This is a genomic window from Aliirhizobium cellulosilyticum (genome assembly GCF_014198105.1).
Lineage (GTDB): Bacteria > Pseudomonadota > Alphaproteobacteria > Rhizobiales > Rhizobiaceae > Neorhizobium > Neorhizobium cellulosilyticum.
On sequence record NZ_JACIGW010000003.1, the window covers coordinates 136,680 to 151,321 of the forward strand.

At 53.2% G+C, this 14,642-nt stretch carries 12 protein-coding genes; 6 read left to right on the forward strand and 6 right to left on the reverse strand.

Annotation, left to right across the window (positions count from 1 at the left end):
- Positions 1-103: 103 nt before the first annotated feature.
- The 3 genes from GGE33_RS15120 to GGE33_RS15130 all read left to right on the forward strand — a co-directional run bounded on the left by GGE33_RS15120 (position 104) and on the right by GGE33_RS15130 (position 3,729).
- The gene (locus GGE33_RS15120; RefSeq protein WP_246436127.1) at positions 104-868 is read left to right on the forward strand and encodes a helix-turn-helix domain-containing protein; all 765 of its coding nucleotides are present in this window, start codon (positions 104-106) and stop codon (positions 866-868) included.
- Positions 869-1,012: 144 nt separating this feature from the next.
- Positions 1,013-2,119: an HlyD family secretion protein gene (locus tag GGE33_RS15125; RefSeq protein ID WP_183824453.1), complete on the forward strand. Its 1,107-nt coding sequence runs from the start codon at positions 1,013-1,015 to the stop codon at positions 2,117-2,119.
- Positions 2,116-3,729, forward strand: a complete 1,614-nt coding sequence (locus tag GGE33_RS15130; protein WP_183824457.1) for an MFS transporter — start codon at positions 2,116-2,118, stop codon at positions 3,727-3,729. Before GGE33_RS15125 ends, GGE33_RS15130 begins: the two co-directional genes overlap by 4 nt.
- Positions 3,730-3,878: 149 nt before the next feature.
- Here GGE33_RS15130 and GGE33_RS15135 read toward each other — a convergent pair whose 3' ends face one another.
- The gene (locus tag GGE33_RS15135; protein ID WP_183824460.1) at positions 3,879-4,133 is read right to left on the reverse strand and encodes a hypothetical protein; all 255 of its coding nucleotides are present in this window, start codon (positions 4,131-4,133) and stop codon (positions 3,879-3,881) included.
- 203 nt (positions 4,134-4,336) lie between these two features.
- Positions 4,337-4,690 carry a hypothetical protein gene (locus GGE33_RS15140; RefSeq protein WP_183824463.1) on the reverse strand — a complete coding sequence of 118 codons (354 nt, stop codon included), beginning with the start codon at positions 4,688-4,690 and terminating at the stop codon, positions 4,337-4,339.
- Positions 4,691-5,056: 366 nt separating this feature from the next.
- Here GGE33_RS15140 and GGE33_RS15145 point away from each other — a divergent pair, with 366 nt between their 5' ends.
- The 3 genes from GGE33_RS15145 (at position 5,057) to GGE33_RS15155 (ending at position 10,327) form a co-directional block, all read left to right on the forward strand.
- A complete protein-coding gene (locus tag GGE33_RS15145) occupies positions 5,057-7,357 on the forward strand; it encodes an FdhF/YdeP family oxidoreductase (protein WP_183824466.1) in 2,301 nt (766 codons plus the stop codon).
- A gap of 943 nt (positions 7,358-8,300) precedes the next feature.
- A complete protein-coding gene (locus tag GGE33_RS15150) occupies positions 8,301-9,278 on the forward strand; it encodes an MsnO8 family LLM class oxidoreductase (protein ID WP_183824469.1) in 978 nt (325 codons plus the stop codon).
- A gap of 5 nt (positions 9,279-9,283) precedes the next feature.
- Positions 9,284-10,327, forward strand: coding sequence for an MsnO8 family LLM class oxidoreductase (locus tag GGE33_RS15155; protein WP_183824472.1), 1,044 nt, complete (start codon positions 9,284-9,286; stop codon positions 10,325-10,327).
- Between the two features lie 99 nt (positions 10,328-10,426).
- On the opposite strand, the gene GGE33_RS15160 is transcribed toward GGE33_RS15155, so the two are convergent.
- The 4 genes from GGE33_RS15160 to GGE33_RS15175 form a co-directional block, all read right to left on the reverse strand.
- Positions 10,427-12,022 carry a Na+/H+ antiporter gene (locus GGE33_RS15160; RefSeq protein WP_183824475.1) on the reverse strand — a complete coding sequence of 532 codons (1,596 nt, stop codon included), beginning with the start codon at positions 12,020-12,022 and terminating at the stop codon, positions 10,427-10,429.
- A 106-nt stretch (positions 12,023-12,128) separates the two neighbouring features.
- The gene (locus tag GGE33_RS15165) at positions 12,129-12,974 is read right to left on the reverse strand and encodes a nitroreductase family protein (RefSeq protein WP_183824477.1); all 846 of its coding nucleotides are present in this window, start codon (positions 12,972-12,974) and stop codon (positions 12,129-12,131) included.
- 210 nt (positions 12,975-13,184) lie between these two features.
- The gene (locus tag GGE33_RS15170) at positions 13,185-13,736 is read right to left on the reverse strand and encodes a hypothetical protein (protein WP_183824480.1); all 552 of its coding nucleotides are present in this window, start codon (positions 13,734-13,736) and stop codon (positions 13,185-13,187) included.
- A 495-nt stretch (positions 13,737-14,231) separates the two neighbouring features.
- The gene (locus GGE33_RS15175; RefSeq protein WP_183824483.1) at positions 14,232-14,612 is read right to left on the reverse strand and encodes a response regulator; all 381 of its coding nucleotides are present in this window, start codon (positions 14,610-14,612) and stop codon (positions 14,232-14,234) included.
- Between the last annotated feature and the right edge of the window lie 30 nt (positions 14,613-14,642).

The following is a 14,642-nucleotide window of genomic DNA, read 5'->3' on the forward strand; positions in this document are numbered from 1 at the left end:
TTCGACCTCACATCTTAACGGGGGATTACTGGCGACTACGCGGTTTCGCCGATCAACTCCTGGTCATGGGATCTCTAAGGAGCACGTCCAAGAGGACGCTTTTATGCTTTCCTTTCAGGTGAAAGACTATAAGGGAAAGCTTTGGGTTGATGGTTCGCCTGTCGATTTTAATGGGAGCCGCGCTGGCAACTTTACATTTTATGACTATTCACGTGAGTGGAGAGCGGATTTGCAGTCTGCGTTTGACTGCGTGAACCTACATATTCCGCGGTCTGCCCTTACCTTCGTTCAGGACGAGATTGGGGTGAAAAGGATCGCTGATTTTATAATAGCCCCAGGATCAGATGTTGATGATCCTGTCATAGCAGGGATCATAGGCGCCACCCTGCCGGTGTTTGATGGAACGTACGAAACCAACAAGATGCTGCTCGACTATATTGGTACAAGTCTATTGGTCCATTTGGTTTCGCACTACTCCTCGGCAACGCCAAAAACTCCATTGCTGCGTGGAGGCCTTACGCCGCGACAGCTGAGCCAAGCGACAGAATTGATCAACGCGAACCTTCGCGGTACCCTCTCGTTGGCGGAGATCGCGCAAACGTGTGGACTATCCTCAACCTATTTCGCCAGAGCGTTCAAGGTTTCAACGGGTTTAACCCCCCATCGATGGTTAGCTAACCGCAGAATCGACATGGCCGTCGACTTGATGAAGTCGTCGACAATCCCCCTTTCTGAGGTAGCAATTAAGTGCGGTTATGCGGATCAGGCTCATTTCACCCGCTCTTTCTCGGAATCAAAAGGAATGCCCCCTTCGGCATGGCGACGTGAGCGCCAGCGTTCTCTGTTCAATTTGCATCGTGCCCCCTGAGGTCCAAGCAGCCACAAATCCGCTTTCTGCTCAACTATGAGAACTCCGAATTAGAGAGACTATGCTTGTGTATAGTGGGCGCCTCCACTGTACCCAGCTATCCTACTGAACATAGAATCCATCAAGCAGGACAGTTGTGTCCAAATGACTGAATCTTCATTAGGCATCAGCAGTGATGCAACAACGCCCCGTGCGTCGGCTGTTCTAGAGGCTCTCAAGCGCATGGCTATTCCTATTCTAGCCGTAGCAGTGATCGGAGCCGCCATTATCTCGGTCGTCGCTGATTGGAACGTTTGGATTGCAGGGGCTTCTAGCCAATCAACGGATGACGCCACCGTCAGTGCTGATATCTCGACCTTGAGTGCACAAGTAAGTGGGACCATTAAGAGTTTTCCCGTTAACGACTATGAGCGCGTGACCAAAGGACAACTCATCGCCGAGATTGATCCTAAAGGTTATCTGGCGGCGGTAGCGATAGCGACGGCGAACCTTGATGCCGCGAAGGCCACACTCGCGAACCTCTCTAACCAAATTGATTTACAGAGGGCAGTGATAGCGGCGGCGGCAGCGCAAAACTCCTCAGCGGTGGCCGAGCAAAACCAAGCTGATGAAGAATATCAACGTCAAATCAATCTTGGTGAGGCAACGTCAAAGCAAATGCTCCAACAGGCTCAGGCTGTGGACCTGCAATCTCAGGCGGCAGTTATTTCCACTGCTGCAGCGATGGAGCAACAAGCGGCTCAACTCAAGGTGCTGCAAGGTCAGAAGCCACTTTTGGAGTCACAGGTCGACGCCGCAGCTGGCAACCTTGAGATGGCAGAAATAAATCAGAGCTACACTTCCGTTTATGCCCCTTTCGATGGCCTATTGGGCAAACGATTGGTTCATGTCGGCGACTACGTAAGTACGGGAACGGGACTCGTATCAGAAATCCCATTACCGAACGTCTATGTAATGGCCAATTTCAAAGAGACGCAGCTTTCTCGGATGAGGATTGGTGACAGCGCCGAAATCTCGGTAGACACTTTCCCGGGACAGACACTTCGAGGGAGAGTAGCAGAGGTCGCACCTGCCAGTGGATCAGTGTCAGCGCTACTTCCACCAGACAACGCTACCGGAAATTACACAAAAGTCGTCCAACGTATACCGGTAAAGATATCGTTTGATCCAGATCAGTCTTTGATTCGGAGCCTGCGGCCGGGCATGTCCGCGACGGTTAAAGTTGACACTCCCGGGACATCTCAAAGATGAAAGCTACCGTTCGCTCTTTCGGTCCGCTCACCAGCGGGACCACAGCTGCCCGACCGGTTCTGATCGTATCTGCGCTTCTGCTTGCCTCATTCGTTGTCGGGTTTGACACACGGGTTTTCGTCGTAGGTCTTCCTGATTTACGAGCTGCGTATTCTCTCAGCGTGGACGAGGCATCATGGCTTAACACGGTAGCCAATGCACCGCAGATCTTGGTTGCTTCCGCTGTGGCGTGGTTCGCTACAGTCTTTGGTGTTCGTCGCGTGATGATCCCCACCACATTGATCTACGCCGGGGTCTCGTTTGCAATACCATTGGTGCACACCAACACCTTTCTCTTCGCATTACATGGCATTCGAGGCTTATTGCTGGGAGTTTTTATCCCTGCAACGATTATGGTGATCTTTCGGAATTTAGACCGGAAATATTGGCTTATCGGCATAGCAATCTACGCGCTCCGAGTTCCGTTATCGCAAAATCTAGGCTTCGTCCTTGTGGGATTCTATGGAGACTATTTAGGTTGGCAGTGGACATACTGGCAGGACGTCATCGTCGCCCCAATGATCGCGGCGCTCCTGATTGCTGCAGCACCAAAAGAAGAGATCAATTTCAGCCTTCTTAGGAATGCCGACTGGGGCGGGATGCTTTTGCTAGGCTCGTCAATGACACTGATTTACGTCGGCCTAGATCAAGGCAACCGTCTAGACTGGTTTCAGTCTGGATTGGTAACTGCACTATTAGTCGGTGGAGTTCTCCTGGCGATCGGTTTCCTCATCAATGAAAGCCTCGTCGCTCATCCGTGGGCCCATGCCAGTGTGATCCTATCCCGAAACATCGGCCTTGGTTACGCGGTTATCATATGCTTCTCTCTTTCAAGCGCTGGAAGCTCGATCTCCGTTCCAGGCTTTCTACAAAATGTCGTGAATCTACGTCCAATCGCAATCTCCGGCCTCTACTTTCTCGGGGCGGTTGTCCCTTCCTTCATATTCATAACAGTCGCCGTGACATTGTTGCGAAGGTTCGATGCCCGCCTATGCATACTGATAGGGCTTGCACTAATGGCGCTTGGCTCGCAGCTTGGATCGAGACTGACACTCGACTGGGGGCCCTGGAACTTCTTCCCTACCGTCATACTGCACACCGCCGGACAGTCATTCGCGTTTTTCGCAACCGTCGTGTACTTGATAGCGAACTCTGACCCCGCTCGAGCAACGGCCGTATCGGCATATATTCAGGTAATGCGGCTTGGAAGTGTGGAGCTAGCCACCAGCGCGATGGCGACGTTGCTGCGCCAACGTGAGCAATATCATTCGAACATTCTTGATGGCCCGATCTCAGCTGCCTCACAACATCTTCATGTCGTTTTGGGCGACCTGCAGCGCCTTTTTGGACATACCGTCCGCAGCTATCTTGAAAGCCTCTCGACCGTCGCAGCGCAGATACGCGCACAAGCAAACGTTCTCGCGTACGCGGATCTTTTCATACTATCATTTTGGGCGGCTATCATCGGCGTTGCCGTCGTCGCATTCATGGGAAGCATGCCTATGGGGCCATTACACCCGAGGTTCGATGGCCTCAAGCGCAATCAGACTGATGCCACCGGCAGCAATTAAGGCTTTGTGACCGCGAACACGAATGCCCTAAGGCAACTCCAATTCAATCCCTCGCGATACAATGAAGATCCAGGGGCCGAAAACCGGATTGAATAAGACACTGGCTTGTAATTTTTTCCTGGAGAAACGCCTTGAGCGTTTATCGGGCTTCACGCGTAAAGAGCCTCTGGAGCCTTTGGACCGCTTACCGGTTCATCAAAGGCAATCGCTCCACAGACCTTTTGTCCCAAAAAAGTGGCATAGCAAAATTTCGGCTCCTCTGAGTATTGAGCGTAACCCGCAAGGCGAACAGCCGCGCTTAATAAGATCGATCTGAACTCGTCGATCGACACACCGTCGGCTTTTCGAACCATGTGAATGAGGGGGTCAGAGAGGACCTGGGGCAATGTCAACTCTGTGTACATGACCTTCTCCTATTCGCCAGACATTGTCAGCGTGGGCAAAATTGCTGCAGTTGCAGCCGAGCTCATTTACAGTTCATCTCGGATACTAATCGCAAATGCCCGTGAAAGCAGACATAGCGCTTGCGAAGACGGCATCCTCGCAAACGCTATTCGGTGCGGTGATAGCAGGTGATCCAGTTGTAAATCGCCTTGCTATCGAAATATTAGCGGATCCAGAAAGTCACGCTGCCGTCAGCTGCCTGTTGAGCATTGACAACGTCGTCGAGAATGACGCCGCGGCGCACGAGACGACGGCTCAGCGACTTGTTCGACTCAATGGCGGCCTGAAGCTTCGGAACTTCGTTCGCGGGAAGGGCCACCGCGTCCGGGTTCGTGTCGTCGCCACCTCCGGTGTTGTAGTCATCCGTGTACTCGATGTTAAAAGGCGCGTTGAACGTGGTGAGCGTCTTTTCGAGTTCCGGTGCCCAGTTCATTTCGAGACTGTCGGCATAGCTGATGCCTGCGTAGGACAGCGAGGCAATAGCAGCGGCGGCGGCGAGTTTGATTACACGGTTCATAACTTTTCCTTTTTTGCTAAGCTTTAAGCGCGTCCCAAGTAATTTGACGGCGCCATATTGCGTGACCGCCCTGTGCGGTGATTGGAAAGTTAAGGTTGTGATCAAAGGTACGAAATCATACTGAGGTGGCTTCATGCCTAGACTAAGGTGTGGGTAGTCTATCCCTTCATCTATTTTTTGGGACTCGACCGACTGAGGATCACCTTGGTCTCTGGACGACCGAATTGATGGGTTCGCCATCGATGAAGCTTTGCCGCCGTCGTGTCGCTGCTATCGATACGAAGGCATGCCGAACCTATGCTACTGTATAGGTTCGGCCTCCAGGCCCTCCTGCTAGGCTTGACTTTAGTCAGATTGGAGGTCCCGATGACAAAGAAGCGGCCAGAAGGCATCAGAGCTTATAACGAACCCGCCGGTGGCTGGGGCGCGTTGAAAGCCGTAGCTGAAACGTTGGCGAGGCAGCAGATCGCTGCACAGGGCACCGCAACATTGCTTAAAGCCAATCAACCCGAGGGATTTGATTGCCCTGGTTGCGCCTGGCCGGACCCAAAGCACACGTCGTCTTTTGAGTTCTGTGAGAATGGCGCGAAAGCTATTACCTGGGAATCTACAGCTAAACGGGTGAACCCCGATTTTTTCGCAACCCACACAGTCGCCGAGCTTTGGAATTGGACTGACCACGAGTTGGAGAATGAGGGACGCCTCACGCACCCCATGATCTATGAGGCGAGCGACGATCGCTACCGAACCATTGAGTGGGATGAGGCGTTCGCGATCATCGGCGACAAGCTCAATGCCTTGGAAAGCCCCCATCAGGCGGAGTTTTACACCTCTGGCCGCGCCTCTAACGAAGCTGCGTTCGTTTATCAGCTGTTTGTCCGCGCATTCGGAACGAACAACTTTCCGGACTGTTCGAATATGTGTCACGAGGCGACCAGTGTTGGCCTCCCCGAGTCAATCGGAGTGGGCAAAGGAACCGTCACGCTTGAAGACTTTGACCATTGCGATGCCATCTTCAGCTTCGGCCACAATCCGGGCACCAACCATCCCCGCATGATGACGACTCTCCATGAGGCATCTCGTCGAGGTACGCCGATCGTCGTTTTCAACCCCTTCAAGGAGCGTGCGCTCGAAAAGTTCGCGGCGCCTCAAAACCCGATTGAGATGGCCACGTTTTCGTCGACCGAAATCGCATCCGCTTATCATCAGGTCCGAACCGGTGGAGATCTCGCAGCAATCAAAGGCATGATCAAACTGATCTTCGAGCGGGACGAACAGGATTTGAAGCAGGGGGGACCCGGCGTCCTCGATCGCCCATTCATTGAAGCGCATACACACGGGATTGACGACCTTCGCCGTGATGTCGAAGCCACCCAATGGAATGATATCCTCTTTTATTCAGGGCTTACTCGTGATGCGATAGAAAGTGCTGTCGATGTCTACCTCAAGGCGAAGAACGTTATCCTATGCTACGGGATGGGCTTAACACAGCATGCCAACGGCACGCATAATGTTCAGCAGGCAACTAATCTGTTGTTGCTACGCGGCAACATTGGGCGCGAAGGTGCTGGCATCTGCCCGGTTCGAGGTCACTCCAACGTTCAGGGCGATCGTACTGTGGGAATCACTGAAATTCCCAATGCCAGCCTTCTGGATGGGATGGAGAAAGCATTTGGCTTCCGACCAACCGGAGATAAGGGCCATAATGCGATCGAGGCTATTGAGGCTATCGCCGAAGGTCGATCAAAAGCGCTCATTTGTTTGGGCGGCAACCTCGCTGTCGCTATGTCAGATCCTTCCGTTACCTTTCCGGGAATGCGCAAACTTGATCTGGCGGTTCACATCTCGACCAAGCTTAATCGCTCCCACCTCCTGGCGGGAAAGACCTGCATCGTTCTTCCGTGTTTGGGTCGAACGGATCTCGATACCCAGTCATCCGGCCCACAGTCGGTGACAGTCGAAGACTCGATGTCCATGGTCCATGCGTCGCGAGGATTCCTTAATCCCCCTAGCCAATTCCTGAAGTCAGAACCGGCGATTCTGGCTGGGATCGCTAAAGCAACTCTCGGCGCTCGATACGACATCGATTGGGATGGCCTAATTGAGAACTATGATCGCATACGCGACAAGATCGAAATCGTATTCCCTGATTTCAGAGACTTCAACAAACGCGTCAGGGTACGCGGAGGCTTTCGCTTAGACGTTCCCGCATCATATCGAGAATGGCGGACGGCAACCAGCAAAGCAAACTTCTTAATCGCACCAGGCCTCGATGAAGATCCACGACTGAAGGATCCAGAAATGCTCGTATTGGCCACGATGCGCAGCCACGACCAATATAACACTACCGTGTATGGCTTGGATGACCGTTACCGTGGAGTTTTTGGCAGGCGTGACGTGATATTCATGAGTGCCGAGGACCTAGCCGCACGGGGGCTTGAGGATGGGGATCTTATCGATGTCCATGCAGTTGCGAAGGATGGCCCGCAGCGCTCCGTTCGAGGGTACACCGCAATCACTTATAATCTTCCAAAAGGCTCGGTCGGTGGTTACTATCCCGAAATGAACGCGATTGTAGCGCTTAGTCACTATGATCGTAAGTCTGGAACGCCAGCGTATAAGGGCGTTCCTGTGAAGATTGTCCGCGCTGGGGCATCGCTGGCGTGATTTCGTAGAAAACGTGGCTTGGGAGGCTGACCGCATGGTTTACCCGGTCTCCTCCATCGCGCAGCAACAATAAAATCCTCTATATGGTTGACGATGACATCTCTATGCGCGGGGCGACAATCTCTTCCATTCTATATTGCTCGAAGCCGTCGCGTTCGAAAGCACCTCGTCTTTCCTCGCGGTGGCTAGACCAAGTCAGGCTGTTCGGCTCCCTGACCTGAACGTGGTCGACCTCCAAGTTCATCTGAACGCCACGGGCACCAGGATGCCGATCATTTAAATACCGGCTTCGGTGACATCCCAATGAGCGTTAAGCAATGCACGCCGGTGCGTCTGATTTCCTTACGCATCTGTTCCGTGACGATGGCCTTCTCGGTGCGGTTAAGTTGCGCTTGCTCGTGACGCCGAAGGTGGGGAAGTCTTATATCGCCGGTGACCCGGTTCGCTCCCTCCACAGCACGTTGATGCGGAGGGGGCAGCCTAGCTCCGAAGCACCTGCAACTTTCATCAAACGAGTGACGGCATCTCATAAGCGCCGTCTCAGATGTTTAGCTTGCGCTCGACGTCACGCGAGAGGTCTTCTCGCGATCTATGCCTGACCCCGAACTAAACCTTTAGGTAGGTCGCCATAACGATTTACGTCATCTCGCAAAGAAAACCACGGCCAGCTAAATGTCTGCTTCAATTGCATATTCTAGGGACAATCCAGACTCCTCGCTTTCGGATGGTCCACTGGAGCATACGGCTCTAATCCGCCCTACACTGTCGTATAGTTACTGCGTCCAGATGAATGATCTACCCATGTGCGGATCAATCGGTTGATGCGGGTAATTAGTCCGGGGTCAACGCTGAGTCATCTTTTCGAGCGACTGAGGTCTCAACAGCCCGGCGGCCATCGCCAAACAGCTTGAGATAAGTCGCGCCTTTCAAACGAGGAATAGCGGTGAAAGTCTCAATTCTAGATTGGTCGACACTATCAGAGAATGGCTCGTCAACGGATGCCATCCAGAACACCGTCTGGCTGGCCCGAGAGGCCGATTACCTTGGCTATGAGCGACTCTGGCTATCTGAACATCATAACATGAGTATCCTTCAAGGCTCGTCTCCGGAAGTTTTGCTTGCCGCCGTGGGGGCAAAAACCGATCGTATCAGGCTAGGATCGGGTGGGGTCATGCTGCCTAACCATAGCGCCTACAAAGTTGCGGAAAATTTCCGTGTTCTCGAGGCTCTGTTCCCCGGCAGAATTGATTGCGGCATCGGGCGAGCAAGCGGCGGGGATGCATACTCGACGGCCTTTTTGAACCCGCCAGAGAACATAGACTTCTCGGATCAGGTTACACAGCTGGAACGTTTTTTTCACGACGATTACGAACGCGCAATCGCGATGCCCAAAGTTTTGAACGCGCCACCTTTGTGGCTTCTTTCAGCGGGATCGCACCCAGATAGCGGGCGACTGGCTGCTGAGCGTGGTATGGGGCTGGCTATCGCTCTATTTATTAATCCGAGCGCCACCAGAGCGGCCGTCGAGAGTTATCGCCGCAATTTTAAACCATCACCTGAGTTTCCCGAGCCGCGTGTCCTCATAGCGTTGAATGTCGTTGTAGGCGATACTCCAGAGAAGCTCTCGGAGCTTAAGAAAGCCTCTGATTACTTTCGGCTCATGCGAGACAGCGGGAACTATCCGAAGGCAGTACCGTCGCCTGAAACACTGGAACGCGTCACGTTTTCAAATGCCCAGAATACCTATCTCGCTCAGATTGCGAAAAGGGAAGTTACCGGGCTTGTCCATGAGGTGGTGGCACAAATCAACGATCGCGCCGACTCATACGATGCCGATGAGGTTATGCTGACGATGATGACCTTCGACATTGAAGACAAGATACGCGCCTATCATCAAATTGCCGACAGAATTGTGAGCTGAGAGAAATGAACACCAAACTCACACTTTCCATTCTTGATATTGGCCCGATCAGATCAAACCAGTCGGCTGCGGAGTGCTTCAATTCGATGCTAGAGGTCGCACGCCTCGGTGACAGGCTTGGCTACCATAGGTATTGGCTGGCCGAGCACCATAATGTCGCCGCGGTCGCTGCAAGCCATACCTCGGTTTTTGCGCCGGTCATCGGCGCGAACACGAACTATATCCGGATCGGCGGCTGTGTACTCCTGGCTCACTACCCACCGTTCTTGGTCGCTGAACAGATGGGTATCGTTGAAGCCTGTTTTCCTGGAAGAGTCGATTTGGGGATCGGGCGCTCATCTGGTGCCGACTGGGCCACCAGTTCGCTCTTACGGGGAGGTCGGGAAACAACTTCCGAAGAAGGTTATGTCAACGACCTAACAAATCTCTTAGCACTTACGCGTAGAGAAGGTGTGTCAGTCGAACAAAACGGATTGAGCTACCATTTCAATGCGGTCCCTAACGCCGATAGTGCACCCTCTCCTTGGATACTAGGTACTTCAATGTATTCGGCACAGTTGGCTGCCGAGCTTGGCCTACCGTATGCCTTTGGGTATCACATCCGAGCGGAAGGCGCCAAAGAGGCCATAGCTCTATACAAGGCTCGCTTCAAGCCAAGCTCGTTTCTGACCGAACCCAAGGTGCTAGTATCCGCGATTGTTGTAGTAGGCGAGACAGACGAGGAAGCTCAAAGGCTTTCGTTGCCACAATTACACTTCATGTGCGCGTTCCGATCAGGGGAACCAGTTCAGTCCCAAATGCTTGTCGAAGAGGCGGATGATGTAGATTTTCCCAGTAGATACGATGGCCTCGTCGCAATGTTTCGGAAGTCTTGGATAATTGGTTCACCCGATCGTGCGGCAGAGGGAGTGGCCACCTTGGCTGCGGAGCTCGGCGTCTCAGAGATCATGATCAATACCGTAACGGCCGCATATAGGTCGCAGCCCGCCGATCGCTCCCCTAACCGCGAGTTCACGCTCGAGGCGTTAGCAGCACGGTTTCCACAGTAGCGCAGTGGGATATGTACAAAGGGGCCGCCTATCTTGCTGATAGGCGGCCCCTTTAGGTTTAACACGCGCAACGCTTTGTCTTAGACATTGCGGGACCATTCACGCGAGATCATCGGAGACCCTTTTCTCGGCTGCAATCTCCTGAAGATCGAGATCCTCTTCGATATCCTTCATGACTTTGTCCGATACCTGTCCGGCGCGATACATCGATAGCACCTCCGCGCGAGCAGCCCGTACCGCGGCAAGCACCGCGTGGAAGTGTTCGATAGTGAGCGTTCGCTTTTCTTCCGCATCGGGCCACATCTCACCAGGATCATCGCTCTTGGCTCCCGCGAGGGGGTTAGACCCGTTGTCCGCAATCTTTTCAGTGCTCGCTAAATGTGAAGCAAAAAACTGGGCCTGAACTCTAGCCACACGCAGGCGAACCTTCTCCTCCTCCATGGCAATCCGAGAAGCGCTCTGAGGTTTGAGGGATGGAATAAGCCTGATTAATAGGGGCAAGGTGGAGCCTTGGATCAGCACGGTCACCAAAATTACACCGAAGGCTGATGCAAGGATCAGATCACGTCCCGGAAAGGTCATCGGTAGCGAGAGCGCCGCGGCCAAGGTAACAACGCCCCTCATGCCCGCCCAACTCACGATAATAGTTACAGGTATCGACGGACGGTGTTTTAGCTTGAAACCGAGACGAAGCAGCGCTGCCCATAAGAGGTCTGATCCTATCATCCATGTAAATCGTGCGACGATTACCGTGACGACAACGCAAATCACAGGGACTGCGAGCACCCGAACTCCCTCGCCGACGCTTTCGAAACGATGGAGAGCTTCACGGAGTGATAATCCAATCAATATGAACAACAACGACTGCAGTAGAAAAACCAAAATGCGCCAGAACGCCTGCGTCCGGATACGTACCACCGCGGAAAAAATCTCGTGCTGTTGCCATCCCAGCATTAGTCCTGTTGTCACTGTCGCCAGGACACCTGAGAAACCCAGTCCGTCAGAAATCATGTACGAGATCGCGGCAAGAAGTAACGTACCCGTTACGACCAGTTCGCTCGTTCCAAATTGTTGAAGAAGGCGCAGCGCTAGCCAGCCGAGCACCATTCCGACAGCGATGCCACCCAGAGATACAAGCAAGAACTCCCCGAATGCAGTGGGCGCATTAAACGAGCCACTCATCGTGGCGGCTAACGCAAAATGAAAAAGGACCAAGCCGCTCGCATCGTTGACCAAGCTTTCACCGGTTAGGACCGCCGTTACCTTGTTGGGCAGCCGTACTCTCTCGAGCAAAGCTTTAGCAGCTACCGCATCCGGAGGCGAAACAATTGCCCCAAGCGCGAACGTTGCAGACCAAGGAAGATCTGGTCGTAGCCAGTGAACAACGCACCCCACCGTTAGCGTAGTGAATGCAACCGCACCGATCGCGAGTGATGTGATCGATGCGAAATATTGCTTAAAATCGAGCCACACCGTTTGGTAGGCGCTGCTTAGGAGAAGCGGTGGCAGGAACGCTACCATAATAAGGTTCGGATCGACGGCAATTGCTGGGATCCCGGGAATAAAAGCCAACGCTACACCGCCACTGATCAATGCCGTAGCAGGTGGAAGGCGAAGTTTTCGTGCGGCTAGAGCAAGCACGATCACTGCCATCAGTAAACCGATCAGGAACTCGTACTCTCGCTCAATGGACATCCGCGTATCTCACAAATCAATCTATCTGCCGAACCAGGCTGAGATCGACGCGGTCTCTGAGAATACGACCCGGCGGCTCAGAAATCCCTCTTTCCGTAGAGAGCGCTTACCGCACGCCAGACCCCGTGGATTTGATGAAGTCCATATAACGGTCTCGTCCATCGAGAGAAGTTCTAGTGCTGAGACGAACGGCAACCTTGCTCGACCAATTGACCGTCGATAGCCACTGCTTCTGCTGGAAGCGGTTCATCACTCGATTGTATTGATCAATCTCGTCCCCTTCGACCGCCCGGTATGTCTCTTCGTGCAGAACGATGTCTTGACTCAACCGGGGCTTGATATCCGTCTCATGTCTGGGATCCGGTCGTCCTACGACCAACCCGACGACAGGTATGCACCGCTTCGGTAGCCCGAGACGATCCGCAAGCAGTGCCGCGTTGTTTCTTACCGCTCCAATGAAGCAGGTGCCGTACCCCAATGCCTCAAACGCAAGCGCAGCGTTTTGCGCTGCCATGCAACAATCTACCACGCCGAGCATAGTGCTCTCGAAATAATCAAAAGCTTCTCGAGGACGCCCTTCGGCTTCGCCGATCTCGTAATTTCGGTTCTGGTCAGCAAGCCAGATTAGCATCAGAGGCGCCGCCATAATTTGACCCTGCCGCCCACAAAGCTTGTTTACCTCATGCTTGTTTTCAGGATCGGAAACCCGGATTACACTCCAACTCTGGAGGTGAGACGACGTCGCAGCCGACTGTGCGGCGGCGATCGCTGTCCGAACATCCTTTTCGCTTACTGGATCCGCCGTAAACTCTCTAATGCTCCTATGCATAAGGATATGGTCGATTATCTGGTTATTCGATATGGCCGGGCCGTATCCATCTCCATACCGCTCAGAAACAACATCCACGACCGGACGTACGAACCTGACCGCGTATTTTTGTTGATCACTCACGACCAGCTCCTTCAGCTAAACAGACTATTTTACGTGGAAACAGCCCGCTTTGATTGGAATCGACATAGAATCGATATTGTTACTGTCTGAGATGCAATCACGAGCACCACAAAGGGCGCACATAGCAGACTGCCCGGCTCCGGAACGCCACTAGAAACACGTCAGCAAGGCGAGTTTTGCCCGCCTTGCTGACAATAACTTCCTCAAGCCTTACTTAGCGGCGGCCTTTGCGCGAGCCTTACGCGCGATGCTTTCCGCAAAAAGTGGCGTCTCACGATGATTGTGATCCCCACCGGCGGCCTGGCGAGCTGCCGCTGCGTCCTCGAATGACTGGCCATGCTTTTCAATAAATGCCATGAAAGCATCAGTCGGGTGGCATGTAACCTTGTTCGTATAACGGGTGCGATTGCCATCGATGGCTTCAGCAATAAGCTCCCAGATTACATTCACCTGAGTGCGTTCACCGGTCGGCGTGAATACGTCCGAAATCGAGTTCATTTTGCAGTAGGAAGGAGTGGCTTCTTCCGCGACATAGTGCTGAATGACCAATCCAGTTCCGATCTTCTCGACGTTGATCGACATCTTCCGGCCGTCGTCAGTGAAAGTCGCTCCACATGCAACGTGATCAGGAGCGCAGCAGCGCTGGTATTCGGCCTCAGGCAGATTGAAGAGCCAATCGGCAATATCGATCTGGTCGAGCGGTACATCGACTTCATGCGAATAGGCGGAGAGAGACAACAGCTTGTCGGTCAGAACTTTCATCGGTCTTGTCCTTTTGGTTGATTTTCTTAACCGCGACACCGCGAAACGGATTGGCGAATGTCATGCGCCCAGAGGGGAATTCGGTCGAAGCAAATCCATCATTTGCTGACCCAAATTTCGCATCACCTAGTTAGCGGCTCAATTATACGGAGGGCTTCCCACACTATCCTTTGGTGTTGGTCTGTAGGACCGCACGAGAACACGAGGTATCGGCCTGCGGATACATGCGTGCTGTCGACAATGATGTGCGAAGGAATTTGAGAAAGTTATGGTCTCGACTAGCTGGTCGGTCTCGTACTTCGCCAATAGGGTGGACGAGCCGTAGGAGCTGCTAGCCCAAGGAGCAGACAAAGCTGGTCTCGAAGCGACTTTGCCCGAATTACGCGAGCAATGTGGACCCAATGAACACCACGTTGCCACCCCGAAAGTGATCAACCCAGGGAGCTATGGTGCTTTTTTTCAAGCCGTACGGTCTTTCAAGCCCTAGCTGTCCGCTTAGGTCCCTGAGGTATCTGTGAGAGCACTTTCAACACACTGAATGAGCCTGGACAGGTCAACCGGCTTTCCGAGGAACGCAAGCGCCCCTCCATCCAGTGCGGCCTTTCGGGTTCGATCGTCATGATAAGACGTCATGAATATCATAGGTGGGCGGTCGCCGTCTCGATTAAGGCGGCTCTGCAGTTCGATCCCGCTCAACCCACTCATCTTCACATCGACGAGCATACAGTCGATCGAGGCACGTGGCTGGAATTGGAGGAACTCCTCAGCCGAGGAGAAAAGCAAACTTTTGTGGCCTAGCGATTTCACCAGGTCATCCAGCGCTTCTCGAATTGCCAAGTCATCATCGACAATTGCGATTAAAGACGAATGGGACACGTATTCCAACTTTCGTGCATTGCGCGGTAG